The organism is Serratia sp. CY43202, assembly GCF_052168755.1.
Lineage (GTDB): Bacteria > Pseudomonadota > Gammaproteobacteria > Enterobacterales > Enterobacteriaceae > Serratia > Serratia bockelmannii.
This window is the reverse complement of record NZ_JBJNMB010000003.1, coordinates 21,291-35,018: the sequence shown is the minus strand read 5'-3', so window position 1 is coordinate 35,018 and position 13,728 is coordinate 21,291. Positions and strand designations below refer to the sequence as shown.

Genomic DNA, 13,728 nt, shown 5'->3' with positions numbered 1-13,728 from the left:
GTGAATACCCTCATTGCCTCGCTCGAGAAGGTTATCCTGCCTTTCGCCGTAAAAATCGGTAAGCAGCCCCATGTCAACGCCATCAAGAACGGCTTTATCCGCCTGATGCCGCTGACCTTGACCGGGGCGATGTTCGTGTTGATCAACAACGTGTTCCTGAGCTTCGGCGAGGGATCGTTTTTCTATTCGTTGGGTGTAAGGGTGGACGCCTCCACCATCGAGACGCTGAATAGCCTGAAGAGTATTGGCGGCAGCGTTTACAACGGTACGTTGGGGATCATGTCCCTGATGACGCCGTTCTTTATCAGCATGGCGTTGGCCGAAGAGCGCAAGGTCGATCCACTGGCCTCGGCGCTGCTGGCGGTGGCGGCCTTCATGACCGTCACGCCGTTCAACGTCGGCGAGGCCTATGCGGTGGGCGCCAATTGGCTGGGCGGCGCCAACATCATTTCCGGTATGGTGATCGGGCTGGCGGTGGCTGAGATGTTTGCTTTCATCGTACGGCGCAACTGGGTGATCAGCTTGCCGGACAGCGTGCCGGCTTCGGTGTCGCGCTCTTTCTCGGCGCTGATCCCCGGTTTCATCATCCTCTCCATCATGGGGCTGGTGGCGTTCGCGCTGGCGCACTGGGGCACCAACTTCCACCAGATCATCATGGACGGCATTTCGGCGCCGCTGGCCAAGATGGGCAGCGTGGTGGGCTGGGTGTACGTGCTGTTCTCCTCGCTGCTGTGGTTCTTCGGGGTGCACGGCTCCATGGCGCTGGCGGCGCTGGACAGCGGCATCATGACGCCGTTCGCGCTGGAAAACGTGGAGCTGTACAACAAATACGGTTCGGTCGAAGCGGCGGTGGCCGCCGGCAAAGAGTTCCATATGTGGGCGAAACCGTTCGTCGACTCCTACATCTACCTTGGCGGCACCGGCTCGACGCTGGGTCTGATTATCGCCATCTTCATCGCCTCGCGCCGCGAAGATTACCGCCAGGTCGCCAAGCTGGCGACGCCGTCCGGCATCTTCCAGATCAACGAACCGATTCTGTTCGGCCTGCCGGTGATCATGAACCCGGTGATGTTCATTCCGTTCATCCTGGTGCAGCCGGTACTGACCATTATCACCTCGCTGGCTTATTACTCCGGGCTGATCCCGCCGATCACCAACATTGCGCCCTGGACCATGCCGGTCGGCCTGGGGGCGTTCTTCAACACCAACGGCAGCATCATGGCCATGTTGCTGAGCCTGTTCAACCTGGCGGTCGCCACCGTGATTTATCTGCCGTTCGTGGCGATCTCCAACAAGGCGCAGAGCCAGATCGACGCGGCGACGGAAAGCGAAGAAGACATCGCCAAGGCGCTGAAATTCTAACTGTGGAACGGGGCGGCGCGGCCGCCCCGCGAGGGACACGAGTATGGAATATCAATTTGCCGACGGGTTCTGGTGGGGCAGCGCCACCTCCGCGCCGCAGTCTGAAGGTGCGGCAGCGCGGGACGGCAAGAGCCGCAATATCTTCGATTATTGGTACGAGATCGCGCCCGAGCGCTTTCACGATCGGGTGGGGCCGGCCGAGGCCTCGACCTTTTACGACCATTTCCGTACCGATATCGGGCTGCTCAAAACGCTGGGCCACAATACCTTCAGAACCTCGATTTCGTGGTCGCGGCTGATCCCGGACGGCGACGGCGAGGTGAACCCGCAGGCGGTGGCCTTCTATAACGCGATGATCGACGAGCTGCTGGCGCAGGGCATCACCCCGTTTATCAATCTCTATCACTTCGATATGCCGCTGTGCATGCAGCAGCGCGGCGGCTGGGAAAATCGGGCGGTGGTCGAAGCCTATGCGCGTTATGCCGACATCTGCTTCGGTCTGTTTGGCGATCGGGTTACCCACTGGTTCACCTTCAACGAGCCGATCGTGCCGGTGGAGGCCGGTTACCTGAATGACCTGCATTACCCTTGCGTGGTGGATTTCAAACGGGCGATCACCGTGGCGTATCACAGCGTACTGGCGCACGCCATGGCGGTGCAGCGTTTCAGAGCGCGCGGGCTGCCGGGGAGCATCGGCATTATTCTGAATCTGAGCCCGACCTATCCGCGCTCCGACGCGCCGGAGGATCGGCAGGCCGCACACGACGCCGATCTGCTGCTCAACCGCAGTTTCCTCGATCCGGTCGCCAAAGGGCGTTATCCGGCGGCGTTGCTGCACTTGCTGGAGCGCCATGGGCTGATGCCCTACTGCGAGCCGCAGGATGCGCCGCTGATCGAAGGCGGCGTAGTGGATATCCTCGGCGTCAATTACTACCAGCCGCGCAGGGTACAGGCGAAAGCGGGGCGTCGTGCCGAGGGGCCGATCGCATCGCCGGAGGATTTGTTCAGTTACTATGCAATGCCGGGCCGCAAAATCAATCCGCACCGCGGCTGGGAGATCTACGAGAAGGGGCTGTACGACATCCTGATGGATCTGAAAGAGAACTACGGCAATCTGCCTTGTTATATTTCCGAAAACGGCATGGGCGTCGAGGGCGAAGAGGCGTTTATCGGCGCCGATGGGCGGGTGGAGGACGATTACCGCATCGACTTTATTCGCGAGCATCTGAAGTGGCTGCACCGCGCGCTGGCGGAAGGCTCGCAGTGCAAGGGCTATCATCTGTGGACCTTTATCGACTGCTGGTCCTGGCTGAATGCCTACAAGAATCGTTATGGGCTGGTGCGCTTGGATCGGGCGGATCAGCGCCGCACCATCAAGAAAAGCGGCTACTGGTTTGCCGAGGCGGCCAGACGCAACGGGTTTGACTAACGGGAGGCCGGTGCCGTGTCCGATAACCGAATTTCGCTGAGTGCCAACGACGTGAAGCTGATTCGCGAGCAGGATTTCTTTAACTGCAAAGATTTTCACCTGTTTATCTACAACAAGGTGGAAAGCGCCACCGGGCTGCATCAGCACGATTATTACGAGTTCACCATCGTGCTGAGCGGCAAATGTTATCAGGAGATCAACGGCAAGCGGGTGCTGCTGGAACGCGGGGATTTCGTCTTTATCCCTATCGGCTCCTACCACCAGAGCTTTTACGAGTTCGGCGCGACGAAAATCTTCAACGTGGCGGTCAGCAAAGCGTTCTTTGAAGAGCACTATTTGCAGCAGCTGCCGCGTTGCTTTGTCGCCTCGCAAGCCTACAGCCTGAGAAGCGAGTTCTTGGCCTACATCGAGTCGGTGGTGAGTTCGCCACAGTTTCGCGAGGATGACTTCGCCGAATTTCTCGAAACGCTGACTTTCTATGTGATCAGCCGTATTCGTCACTATAAAGAAGACAATGACGGCGGCGATGATATCCCGCAGTGGCTGAAGAACACCCTCGCCGGCATGCATGACAAGGCGATGTTCGGCGAAAGGGCGTTGGCGAACATGGTGGCGCTGTCGGGGAAAACCCAGGAATATCTGACCCGGGCGATGCGGCGCTACTACCAGAAGACGCCGATGCAGGTGATCAACGAGATCCGCATCAACTTCGCCAAGACGCAGCTGGAGGTCACCAACTATTCGGTTTCCGATATCGCCTTTGATTCCGGCTATGGCGACGTCAGTCTGTTCATTAAAAACTTCAAGCGGCTCACCGACGTGACCCCAGGCAACTACCGAAAAAAGTGTTACGGCCCTCTTTAGGGCCGCTCCCGATCAGTATTAACGCCGATATGCCGATGAGCTTTAGGCCGCCGGCCGGTTAGTCATTCGATTTTTACCTTCGAGAAGGGGAATGCCGCGCCGGTCGGTCGGCCTTTCCTTGCCGAAAATTCATCCTGCGGGAGCCATTATGGAAAAACTACTGATCGTGAATGCCGACGACTTCGGCCTGAGCAAAGGACAGAACTACGGCGTCGTCGAGGCGTATCAGCATGGCGTCGTTTCCTCCACCACGGCGATGGTGAACGGCGGCGGCGTGCAGCACGCGGCGGTGCTCAGCCGGCAATATCCGGGGTTGCCGATCGGACTGCATTTCGTTTTGACCCATGGCAGGCCGCTGGGCGCTATGCCTTCGCTGGTCAATGAGCATGGCGAGCTGGGCAAATGGCTGTGGCACCGCGCCGAGGCCGGCGAGCTGCAGCTGGACGAGATTCAGGAGGAGCTGCAGCGCCAGTTCACGCGGTTTATGACGCTGTTCGGCAGGGCGCCAACGCACATCGACAGCCACCACCATGTGCATATGCAGCCGCAGATTTACCCGCTGGTGGAGGCGTTTGCGCAGGCACAGGGTCTGCCGCTGCGCCTCGATCGCGAAGAGGCGAAACGGCGCGGTATTGCGTTGCAGACGCCCTACAGCACCGACGCGTTTGACGCGGGGTTCTACGGTGAAATGATTTCCGAAGCCTTGTTCCTGCAGAGGTTGGCGCGCGCCGACGCGCAGGGCGCCGAGTCATTGGAAATGATGTGCCACCCGGCGTTCCTCGATGCGACGATCCTGCAGAGCAAATACTGCCACCCGCGCCTCGTCGAGCTGGATGTGTTGACCGCGCCGACGCTGAAAGCGGCGATCGCCGAACGCGGTTTTATGCTGGGCTCCTTCCAGGATCTGTAGCCCCGCCGTTTACAGCATGGCGTGCGCCTTTTTCAGGCCGGTGTCCTCTTCCGGATCGGCTCCCTGAGGCAAGGGTTCCGCCTCCTGTTCTTCGGGCTGTTGCTCCTCGACATCGGGCGCCGCTTCCGGCGGCGGCATGGTGTCGTGAATGATCTGCTCATCGAAGGTTGGATTGAGCGCCGGCGACAGCGGTGAACTGGCGAGGCTGTCCGGCAGCGCAATGTGCGGCACCGGCGCGTCCTGTGCCAGCTGCGGTTCCTCCGCTTTCGCCGTACGGCCGAGGGCCGCCAGCAGTACGCCGCACAAAGCGAAGAAGGCGTACAGGATATTGCCGCCAAGCGGCTCGATCAGTGCGCCGACCGCCAACGGCCCGATGCTGGCGCCGACGCCGAACGCCATCAGCAGACAGGCGGCCAGCGAGACGCGGCGCTCCGGCTCGATCAGATCGTTGGCCAATGCCACCACCAGCGGATAGAGCGTAAACTGCAGCATGCTGACGACGAACCCCACAGCCAGCAGCAGCGGGAAATCGATGTGCGGCAGCAGCGCCAGCGGCAGCGCCGCCACGATCAGCAAAATGGCGTTGAAGCGCATCAGCAACGGGCGGTTATAGCGATCCGACAGCCAACTGAGCGGGAACTGCGCCACCAACCCGGCGAAGATGGCCAGCGCCATGAACAGGCCGGTTTGCTGAGTGGTTAAGGATTGCAGGCTGGCGTAGACCGGCGCCAGGCCGTAAAACGAGCCCACCACCATGCCGATCACCAACGTGGTGGCCAGCACCTTGGGAATGGCGCCGACAAAGTAACGCAGCTCCATCGGGGCCGGCGACATGTGGCGCGCATTGGTGCGGGTGGTGAGAGCGATCGGCACCAGACAGAGCGCGAAACACAGTGCGATCACCAGCAGCGTGGTGATGCCCAGATTGCTTTGCAGCATCAGCACGATCTGGCCCAGCGACATGCCGAGATAGGTCGCCGCCATATAGAAGCCGAACACCATGCCGCGCTGGTTGGATTCCGCCTGGTCGTTCAGCCAGCTTTCCAGCACCATATACTGGCACATCATGCACAGCCCGATCACCAGACGCAGCGCGACCCAGGCGGGAATGAACTCCGTCAGGCCGTGCCCCAGCACCGCGGCGGTGATGATGCCGGCGCAGGCCACGTAGGCGCGGATATGCCCGACGCGGGCGATGAGAAAGTGGCCGACCTTGCCGCCGATCACCAACCCGATGTAGTTGGCGGCGATGATAGCGCCGATCAACGCGCTGCTGACGTGGATGGAGGTCAGCCGCAGCGAGACGTAGGTGGTGAGCAGGCCCGAGCCCAACAGCAGCAGCAGGGTGGTGGTGTACAACGGCAAAAATACGCCCAACGTTTTTTTCACGCTATCATCCTAATCTCTTCTGGTGCGCCCTGAGGCCGCCGCCGCAGCGTGCCGCCTCCGTGATGTTCCTTGTGCTGGTGCGCCGCCGCTCGATGGGGCGCTTCTTTTGATACTAGCAGCTTGGCTGGGCGCTTAAAACCGCACCTCCTGCGAGGCGCTGCGCATTTCTGCGCGCCAGCCGCTGCAGCGCCTTGATAAATGCTACTATCGGGCGCATATACCTGAATTCGCGAGGGAGGGATTATGAGTGAAAACCAACTGCGTCAGCTCAGCGTGCTGGCAGGGGAGAAACTGAAGGCTCAGGGCCGCTGGATCACCTGTGCGGAATCCTGCACCGGGGGGGGGATCGCCAAGGCCATTACCGATATCGCCGGCAGCTCCGCCTATTTCGATCGCGGTTTCGTCACCTACAGCAATGCGGCAAAGCATGACCTGCTGGGGGTGAGCGAAGCGACGTTGGCGGCGCACGGCGCGGTCAGCGAAGAGGTGGTGCGCGAGATGGCGATAGGGGCGCTGCGGGCGGCGCAGGCCGATCTGGCGCTGTCGGTGAGCGGCATCGCCGGCCCGGACGGCGGCAGCGCGGAAAAGCCGTCCGGCACCGTGTGGTTCGGTTTCGCCGGCAGCGATGGCCGGGGGCTGTCGCGCAAGATGCAATTCGAGGGCGACCGCGATGCGGTGCGGCTGCAGGCGACGATTTTCGCGCTGCAAACCGCCATCGACGAATTTTTGTAAATTAGGCTTGATACTGTATGACTATACAGTATAATTAGTGACATTTCCTGCACAACATACATTCAGTGGCAGTGTGGGGTAACACCGGCATTGCGAAACGAAGGAGCAAAAATGGCTATTGATGAGAACAAGCAAAAGGCGTTAGCTGCGGCACTGGGCCAGATTGAGAAACAGTTCGGCAAAGGCTCCATCATGCGCCTGGGTGAAGACCGCTCCATGGACGTGGAAACGATCTCCACCGGCTCACTGTCACTCGATATCGCTCTGGGCGCTGGCGGCCTGCCGATGGGCCGCATCGTCGAAATCTACGGCCCGGAATCGTCCGGTAAAACTACCCTGACGCTGCAGGTGATCGCCGCTGCGCAGCGCGAAGGAAAAACCTGTGCGTTCATTGATGCTGAGCATGCGCTGGATCCTATCTATGCGAAAAAGCTGGGCGTTGATATCGACAACCTGCTGTGCTCCCAGCCGGACACCGGCGAGCAGGCGCTGGAAATCTGTGATGCGCTGACCCGCTCCGGCGCGGTTGACGTCATCATCGTCGACTCCGTGGCGGCGCTGACGCCGAAGGCGGAAATCGAGGGTGAAATCGGCGATTCGCACATGGGTCTGGCGGCGCGCATGATGAGCCAGGCGATGCGTAAGCTGGCCGGCAACCTGAAAAACGCCAATACCCTGCTGATCTTCATCAACCAGATCCGTATGAAGATCGGTGTGATGTTCGGCAACCCGGAAACCACCACCGGTGGTAACGCCCTGAAGTTCTACGCTTCGGTACGCCTGGATATCCGTCGTATCGGCGCCATCAAAGAGGGCGACGAAGTGGTGGGCAGCGAAACCCGCGTGAAAGTGGTGAAGAACAAAATCGCTGCGCCGTTCAAACAGGCTGAATTCCAAATCATGTACGGCGAAGGCATCAACAGCCGTGGTGAGCTGGTCGATCTGGGCGTGAAGCACAAGATGATCGAAAAAGCCGGCGCCTGGTACAGCTATAACGGCGAGAAGATCGGTCAGGGCAAGGCGAACGCCTGTAACTTCCTGAAAGAAAACCCGGCTATCGCCGCCGAGCTGGATAAGAAACTGCGCGACCTGCTGCTGCACAGCGGCGGTGAGCTGGTGGCTGCCTCCGGTGACGACTTCGAAGATGACGAAGCGGAAACCAGCGAGCAGTTTTAATCGCTGAAGATGTGCGCCGCCGTTTATGTGGCGCACATCCCCTGAATTCAGGCTCAAATGATGAATGACTTGCTAAGCCGCGCCATGCGCCTGCTGTCGCAACGCGATCATAGTGAAGCTGAACTGCGCCGCAAACTTGCGGCGCAGCCGTTTGTGGCGAAAGCCCGTTTTGGCGGCAAGGGGCCACATGCGTCGACATCACCGCCGGTGGCTGAAGAGCCGGTAGATCCTGCGCTGATCGAGCAGGTTATCGCCTACTGTTATCAGCACAACTGGCTGGACGATAAGCGTTTCGCCCACAGCTACATTGGCAGCCGCAGCCGCAAAGGTTACGGCGCGCAGCGCATCCGCAGCGAACTGATGCAAAAGGGCGTCGACAAAGCGCTGGTACAGGACGCGCTGGCGGAATGCGACATCGACTGGTGTGAACAGGCGAAACAGGTGGCGCAGCGAAAATTTGGCGATGCGTTGCCAACTGACTGGAAAGAGAAAGCCAAAGTGCAGCGTTATCTGCTCTATCGCGGCTTTTTCCAGGAAGAAATTCAGTCAATTTACCGTGATTTTGCGCAATGAGCGCACACGGGGTTTTACTTCCCTCTGAAGAAAATTTATCTTATCCCCACTTTTTGTTCGTGAGCTGGTTGTCATCGTCGGGATGACGCGCCACCGGCTCACGTGTCGTTATTCTAGCCTTTCCAGGAAAATTATGAGCAAGAGCACCGCTGAGATCCGTCAAGCGTTTCTCGATTTCTTTCATAGTAAGGGTCATCAGGTTGTAGCAAGCAGCTCCCTGGTGCCTAACAATGATCCGACATTGCTGTTTACCAATGCCGGCATGAACCAATTTAAGGATGTTTTCCTGGGGCTCGACAAACGCGCCTATTCCCGCGCCACTACCTCGCAGCGCTGCGTGCGCGCAGGCGGCAAGCATAACGACCTGGAAAACGTCGGGTATACCGCTCGTCACCACACCTTCTTTGAAATGCTGGGCAACTTCAGCTTCGGCGATTACTTCAAGCACGATGCGATCAGCTACGCGTGGGAACTGCTGACCGGTGAAAACTGGTTCAACCTGCCGAAAGAGCGACTGTGGGTCACCGTGTATGAAACCGATGACGAAGCATTCGACATCTGGCAGAAGCAAATCGGCGTACCGGCCGAGCGCATTATCCGCATCGGCGACAACAAGGGCGCGCCTTTCGCTTCCGATAACTTCTGGCAGATGGGCGATACCGGCCCATGCGGCCCGTGCACCGAGATTTTCTACGATCACGGCGATCACATTTGGGGTGGTCCTCCGGGCAGCCCGGAAGAAGACGGCGATCGCTACATCGAGATCTGGAACATCGTTTTCATGCAGTTCAACCGTCAGTCCGACGGCACCATGTTGCCGCTGCCGAAACCTTCGGTGGATACCGGTATGGGCCTGGAACGCATCGCGGCGGTGTTGCAGCATGTGAACTCCAACTATGAGATCGACCTGTTCCGCACCCTGATTGCCGCCGTGGCGAAAGTGACCGGTGCGACCGATCTGGACAATAAATCTCTGCGCGTTATCGCCGACCACATCCGTTCCTGCGCCTTCCTGGTGTCTGACGGCGTGATCCCGTCTAACGAAAACCGCGGCTACGTGCTGCGTCGCATCATTCGTCGTGCGATCCGCCATGGCAACATGCTGGGCGCGAAAGACACCTTCTTCTACAAGCTGGTGGCGCCGCTGATCGAAGTGATGGGCCCGGCGGCCGATGAACTGAAACGCCAGCAGTCGCTGGTGGAGCAGGTGCTGAAAACCGAAGAAGAGCAGTTTGCCCGTACGCTGGAGCGTGGTCTGGCGCTGCTGGATGAAGAGCTGGCCAAGCTGCAGGGCGATACCCTGGACGGCGAAACCGCTTTCCGTCTGTACGATACCTACGGCTTCCCGGTGGACCTGACCGCTGACGTCTGCCGCGAGCGCGGTCTGAAAGTCGACGAAGCGGGCTTTGAAGAGGCGATGGAAGCACAGCGCCGCCGCGCGCGCGAATCCAGCGGCTTCGGCGCCGACTACAACAGCCTGATCCGTGTGGACGGCAGCAGCCAGTTCAGCGGCTACGATCACGACGAGCAGCAGGCGATGGTCATTGCGCTGTTCCGCGACGGCCAGCCGGTCGATCAGATCAACGCTGGCGAAGAGGCGGTGGTGGTGCTGGACGAGACGCCGTTCTACGGTGAATCCGGCGGCCAGGTCGGCGATAAAGGCGTGCTGAAAGCCGCAGGCGCCGAGTTTGTGGTCAACGACACCCAGAAATACGGTCAGGCTATCGGCCATCAAGGCAAGCTGGCGCAAGGTTCGCTGAAGCTGAACGATCGCGTAGACGCGCAGATCGACACTGAACGCCGCAACAGCATCCGCCTGAACCACTCCGCGACCCACCTGCTGCACGCTGCGCTGCGCCAAACGTTGGGCGAGCACGTTGCGCAGAAAGGCTCTCTGGTTAACGACAAATACCTGCGCTTCGACTTCTCGCATTTCGAAGCGATGAAGCCGGAACAAATTCGCGCGGTGGAAGATCTGGTTAACCAGCAGGTGCGTCGTAACCTGCCGGTGCAGACCGAGCTGATGGCGTTGGAAGATGCCAAAGAGAAGGGTGCGATGGCGCTGTTCGGTGAGAAGTACGACGACAACGTTCGCGTGCTGACCATGGGCGACTTCTCCACCGAGCTGTGCGGCGGCACCCACGCCAGCCGCACCGGCGATATCGGCCTGTTCCGCATTCTGAGCGAGTCTGGCACCGCGGCGGGCATCCGCCGTATTGAAGCGGTAACCGGCGCTGGCGCTATCGCTACGCTGCATCAGCAAAGCGATTTGTTGCAAGACGTTGCGCAGTTGGTGAAGGGCGATAGCAACAACCTGACCGATAAAGTGCGCTCGGTGCTCGATCGCACCCGCGTGCTGGAAAAAGAACTGCAGCAACTGAAAGATCAGCAGGCGGCGCAGGAAAGCGCGTCGCTGTCCAGTCAGGCGAAAGTGGTTAACGGCGTGAAGCTGTTGGTCAGCCAGTTGGACAATGTCGAAGCCAAAATGCTGCGCACTATGGTGGATGACCTGAAAAATCAATTGGGTTCGGCCATTATCGTGTTGGCGACGACGGCTGATGACAAAGTCAGCCTGGTCGCGGGCGTGACCAAGGATCTGACTGACCGCGTGAAAGCCGGCGAGTTGATCGGCAACGTGGCGCAGCAGGTCGGCGGCAAGGGCGGTGGTCGCCCTGATATGGCGATGGCGGGGGGGACGGATATCAACGCCCTGCCAGCGGCGTTAAACAGCGTAGAAGCCTGGGTGGCCTCGAAGCTGTGAACATAAATAAATAGCACGCACAAACGCCATAATACTTTGTTGATTATGGCGTTTTCATACTGTGCTAACACAATTTAGTTACAATTGCGGGAACAAAGTTTTTCAGGTCGGCTAAACTTACCATTATCTGAGGTGGGACCAAGTCTGCTTACACTTATTGTGGATTGCGCGGCTTACGTTTTCACCACATATGATGGATAATGACGGGGAAACTGAGAGACCCGACTCTTTTAATCTTTCAAGGAGCAAAGAATGTTAATTCTGACTCGTCGAGTTGGTGAAACCCTCATGATTGGCGATGAGGTTACGGTCACTGTGCTAGGGGTAAAAGGCAACCAGGTGCGTATTGGTGTGAATGCCCCCAAAGAGGTTTCGGTTCACCGTGAAGAAATCTATCAGCGCATTCAGGCAGAGAAGTCTCAGCAGACGACTTACTGATTCCGAAGCAGCGTCTCGTTGCCAGACGAGACGCTACTGCATCGTTTTACCCACTTCTTTCGTTCTCCCCTCTCTTTTTCGTGATTATTTTCCCGGTGAGTTTCCTGCTTTGTTGCCACAGACGCTGCGGTTGCCTGTTGATAAAACGCCCTTTTTGCCGTGAAATCGCCCATGTTGGGTGTGAATTGTGCAAACGCGCATGAGTTGGGAAAAATTGTTTGACTTAAAAGTCGGAGAAAGTAATATGTGCGCCACGCAGTGCCGATGAGCTTCTCCAAAGCAAGTTAGGCACAATTCGAAAGAAGCGTATGGTGAGGTGGCCGAGAGGCTGAAGGCGCTCCCCTGCTAAGGGAGTATGCGGTCAAAAGCTGCATCCGGGGTTCGAATCCCCGCCTCACCGCCATTTGCATCCATAGCTCAGCTGGATAGAGTACTCGGCTACGAACCGAGCGGTCGGAGGTTCGAATCCTCCTGGATGCACCATATTTTCCTCATGTGTCGCGAAGCGAGAGTTTCAGACAGGTGACGAGCAAGAAAGTGCTCGAAGGAGGATAACATTGCTTAAGCAATGGCCCGTAGGGCGAGGCGCTAGCGCCGAGTAATCCTCCTGGATGCACCATATTTTGCAGTATGGTGGGGTAGTAACAACGTACCATACGGTATCAAAAAAGAATTCCTGTGCATCCATAGCTCAGCTGGATAGAGTACTCGGCTACGAACCGAGCGGTCGGAGGTTCGAATCCTCCTGGATGCACCATTCTTTCTGTCGTGTTTCGTTAGCGAAGCAGGCAAGCAGTAAAAAAATAGACATGCATCCATAGCTCAGCTGGATAGAGTACTCGGCTACGAACCGAGCGGTCGGAGGTTCGAATCCTCCTGGATGCACCATCTAAGAGAAACCCGCCTCGGCGGGTTTTTCGCTTTTCAGCCTTTATCTATCTCCCCCTCTTTCCCCTTTGTGTACGATTAGGCACAGCACATTCCGCTATGACGCAGTCAGCGACAACCCATCGGCTTTACGCTAAAGTAGTTTTCTTTCCTCAACGATCATGGAGTAACGATGTACGACCGCTATCAGGGTCTTATTTTCGACATGGACGGCACGATTCTGGACACCGAGCCAACGCACCGTAAAGCGTGGCATGAAGTGTTGTCCCGTTATGGCATGACGTTTGATGAAACGGCCATGGTGGCGCTGAGCGGTTCGCCGACCTGGCGCATCGCTCAGGCGATTATCGCCAGCCATCAGGCCGACCTCGATCCCCATCACCTGGCGGCGGAGAAAACCCGCGCGGTGGAAGCGATGCTGCTGGATAGCGTGCGTCCCTTGCCGCTGATCGAGGTGGTGAAGTCCTATCACGGTCGCCGTCCGATGGCGGTCGGTACCGGCAGCGAGCACCGCATGGCGGAAATGCTGCTGCGTCATCTCGGCCTGTTCGACTGCTTCGACGCGATCGTCGGCGCGGACGACGTACAGCGCCATAAACCGGAGCCGGATACCTTCTTACGCTGTGCTGAACTGATCGGCGTGCCGCCGGAAAAATGCGTGGTGTTTGAAGATGCCGAATTTGGCATTCAGGCGGCGAAAAGTGCCGGTATGGCTGTGGTAGACGTCCGCACGCTGTGAGTAGTACGCTAGCCGTAATATCGTTATTTGGCAGTAGCTTCCTCAGTGCGACGCTGCTGCCGGGAAATTCAGAAATCGTTCTGGTCGCCTTGCTGACCCAGAGTCGCGTCTCGCCGGAATTGCTGGTACTGGCCGCGACCCTGGGCAACACGCTGGGCGGCTTGACCAATGTCATTATCGGGCGCCTGTTACCGGCGTTGAAATCACAGCGGGGGCTGGCAACGGCGCTCGGGTGGCTGCAACGCTTCGGCCCGGCTGCGCTGCTGCTCAGTTGGGTGCCGGTGGTGGGCGATTTGTTGTGCGTGTTGGCAGGTTGGCTGCGCATGCCCTGGGGCTCTGTCGCGCTGTTTCTGTGTATCGGAAAGGCGCTGCGTTACATCGTTTTGACTATGATAACGGTACAGGGCATCGCCTGGTGGCAGTAACCAAGTGAATATAACTCAATATTCTCTCGGGTGCGGATTCAG

General features: G+C 58.5%; 13 protein-coding genes and 4 tRNA genes. 15 read left to right on the top strand and 2 right to left on the bottom strand.

Annotation, left to right across the window (positions count from 1 at the left end):
- The 4 genes from chbC to chbG all read left to right on the top strand — a co-directional run bounded on the left by chbC (window position 1) and on the right by chbG (window position 4,565).
- The gene (chbC, locus tag ACJ8J5_RS06670) at window positions 1-1,362 is read left to right on the top strand and encodes a PTS N,N'-diacetylchitobiose transporter subunit IIC (protein ID WP_173889507.1); all 1,362 of its coding nucleotides are present in this window, start codon (window positions 1-3) and stop codon (window positions 1,360-1,362) included.
- Window positions 1,363-1,405: 43 nt separating this feature from the next.
- Window positions 1,406-2,791: a glycoside hydrolase family 1 protein gene (locus ACJ8J5_RS06665; protein WP_049294840.1), complete on the top strand. Its 1,386-nt coding sequence runs from the start codon at window positions 1,406-1,408 to the stop codon at window positions 2,789-2,791.
- A 15-nt stretch (window positions 2,792-2,806) separates the two neighbouring features.
- Entirely contained in the window at window positions 2,807-3,655 is an 849-nt protein-coding gene (gene chbR, locus ACJ8J5_RS06660) for a transcriptional regulator ChbR (protein WP_043135810.1), read from the top strand.
- Window positions 3,656-3,803: 148 nt separating this feature from the next.
- Window positions 3,804-4,565: a chitin disaccharide deacetylase gene (gene chbG / locus ACJ8J5_RS06655; protein ID WP_197836109.1), complete on the top strand. Its 762-nt coding sequence runs from the start codon at window positions 3,804-3,806 to the stop codon at window positions 4,563-4,565.
- Between the two features lie 9 nt (window positions 4,566-4,574).
- On the opposite strand, the gene ACJ8J5_RS06650 is transcribed toward chbG, so the two are convergent.
- Window positions 4,575-5,954, bottom strand: a complete 1,380-nt coding sequence (locus tag ACJ8J5_RS06650; RefSeq protein ID WP_197836107.1) for an MFS transporter — start codon at window positions 5,952-5,954, stop codon at window positions 4,575-4,577.
- Between the two features lie 243 nt (window positions 5,955-6,197).
- On the opposite strand from ACJ8J5_RS06650, the gene pncC reads away from it, so the two are divergent.
- From pncC to recX, 3 genes are all read left to right on the top strand, one after another.
- Window positions 6,198-6,686 carry a nicotinamide-nucleotide amidase gene (pncC, locus tag ACJ8J5_RS06645; RefSeq protein ID WP_414104745.1) on the top strand — a complete coding sequence of 163 codons (489 nt, stop codon included), beginning with the start codon at window positions 6,198-6,200 and terminating at the stop codon, window positions 6,684-6,686.
- A 111-nt stretch (window positions 6,687-6,797) separates the two neighbouring features.
- Window positions 6,798-7,862 carry a recombinase RecA gene (gene recA, locus ACJ8J5_RS06640; protein ID WP_004932541.1) on the top strand — a complete coding sequence of 355 codons (1,065 nt, stop codon included), beginning with the start codon at window positions 6,798-6,800 and terminating at the stop codon, window positions 7,860-7,862.
- A 60-nt stretch (window positions 7,863-7,922) separates the two neighbouring features.
- Window positions 7,923-8,435 carry a recombination regulator RecX gene (gene recX / locus ACJ8J5_RS06635; RefSeq protein ID WP_025301634.1) on the top strand — a complete coding sequence of 171 codons (513 nt, stop codon included), beginning with the start codon at window positions 7,923-7,925 and terminating at the stop codon, window positions 8,433-8,435.
- 40 nt (window positions 8,436-8,475) lie between these two features.
- Here recX and ACJ8J5_RS06630 read toward each other — a convergent pair whose 3' ends face one another.
- Window positions 8,476-8,619, bottom strand: coding sequence for a hypothetical protein (locus ACJ8J5_RS06630; protein WP_162180460.1), 144 nt, complete (start codon window positions 8,617-8,619; stop codon window positions 8,476-8,478).
- Between ACJ8J5_RS06630 and alaS the strand changes: the two genes are divergently transcribed.
- The 8 genes from alaS (at window position 8,569) to ACJ8J5_RS06590 (ending at window position 13,686) form a co-directional block, all read left to right on the top strand.
- Window positions 8,569-11,196, top strand: a complete 2,628-nt coding sequence (gene alaS, locus ACJ8J5_RS06625; protein ID WP_049207215.1) for an alanine--tRNA ligase — start codon at window positions 8,569-8,571, stop codon at window positions 11,194-11,196. The two genes, ACJ8J5_RS06630 and alaS, sit on opposite strands and share 51 nt — an antisense overlap.
- Before the next feature lie 252 nt (window positions 11,197-11,448).
- Window positions 11,449-11,634 carry a carbon storage regulator CsrA gene (gene csrA, locus ACJ8J5_RS06620; protein ID WP_004091602.1) on the top strand — a complete coding sequence of 62 codons (186 nt, stop codon included), beginning with the start codon at window positions 11,449-11,451 and terminating at the stop codon, window positions 11,632-11,634.
- Window positions 11,635-11,944: 310 nt separating this feature from the next.
- Window positions 11,945-12,037, top strand: a tRNA-Ser gene (locus tag ACJ8J5_RS06615).
- Window positions 12,038-12,040: 3 nt separating this feature from the next.
- Window positions 12,041-12,117 (top strand) — tRNA-Arg (locus tag ACJ8J5_RS06610).
- A 197-nt stretch (window positions 12,118-12,314) separates the two neighbouring features.
- A tRNA-Arg gene (locus ACJ8J5_RS06605) sits at window positions 12,315-12,391 on the top strand.
- A 54-nt stretch (window positions 12,392-12,445) separates the two neighbouring features.
- A tRNA-Arg gene (locus ACJ8J5_RS06600) sits at window positions 12,446-12,522 on the top strand.
- 172 nt (window positions 12,523-12,694) lie between these two features.
- Entirely contained in the window at window positions 12,695-13,261 is a 567-nt protein-coding gene (gene yqaB / locus ACJ8J5_RS06595) for a fructose-1-phosphate/6-phosphogluconate phosphatase (RefSeq protein WP_025301636.1), read from the top strand.
- Complete coding sequence (locus tag ACJ8J5_RS06590; RefSeq protein ID WP_173889499.1) at window positions 13,258-13,686, top strand: YqaA family protein; 429 nt, start codon at window positions 13,258-13,260, stop codon at window positions 13,684-13,686. Before yqaB ends, ACJ8J5_RS06590 begins: the two co-directional genes overlap by 4 nt.
- The last annotated feature ends 42 nt before the right edge of the window (window positions 13,687-13,728 follow it).

What these genes read in the sequence shown, in the direction of transcription:
- yqaB (WP_025301636.1), top strand. Translation starts at nt 12,695, where the DNA reads ATGTACGACCGCTATCAGGGTCTTATTTTCGACATGGACGGCACGATT.
- ACJ8J5_RS06665 (WP_049294840.1), top strand. Translation starts at nt 1,406, where the DNA reads ATGGAATATCAATTTGCCGACGGGTTCTGGTGGGGCAGCGCCACCTCC.
- ACJ8J5_RS06630 (WP_162180460.1), bottom strand. Translation starts at nt 8,619, where the DNA reads ATGAAAGAAATCGAGAAACGCTTGACGGATCTCAGCGGTGCTCTTGCT.
- csrA (WP_004091602.1), top strand. Translation starts at nt 11,449, where the DNA reads ATGTTAATTCTGACTCGTCGAGTTGGTGAAACCCTCATGATTGGCGAT.
- alaS (WP_049207215.1), top strand. Translation starts at nt 8,569, where the DNA reads ATGAGCAAGAGCACCGCTGAGATCCGTCAAGCGTTTCTCGATTTCTTT.
- recX (WP_025301634.1), top strand. Translation starts at nt 7,923, where the DNA reads ATGAATGACTTGCTAAGCCGCGCCATGCGCCTGCTGTCGCAACGCGAT.
- pncC (WP_414104745.1), top strand. Translation starts at nt 6,198, where the DNA reads ATGAGTGAAAACCAACTGCGTCAGCTCAGCGTGCTGGCAGGGGAGAAA.
- recA (WP_004932541.1), top strand. Translation starts at nt 6,798, where the DNA reads ATGGCTATTGATGAGAACAAGCAAAAGGCGTTAGCTGCGGCACTGGGC.
- chbG (WP_197836109.1), top strand. Translation starts at nt 3,804, where the DNA reads ATGGAAAAACTACTGATCGTGAATGCCGACGACTTCGGCCTGAGCAAA.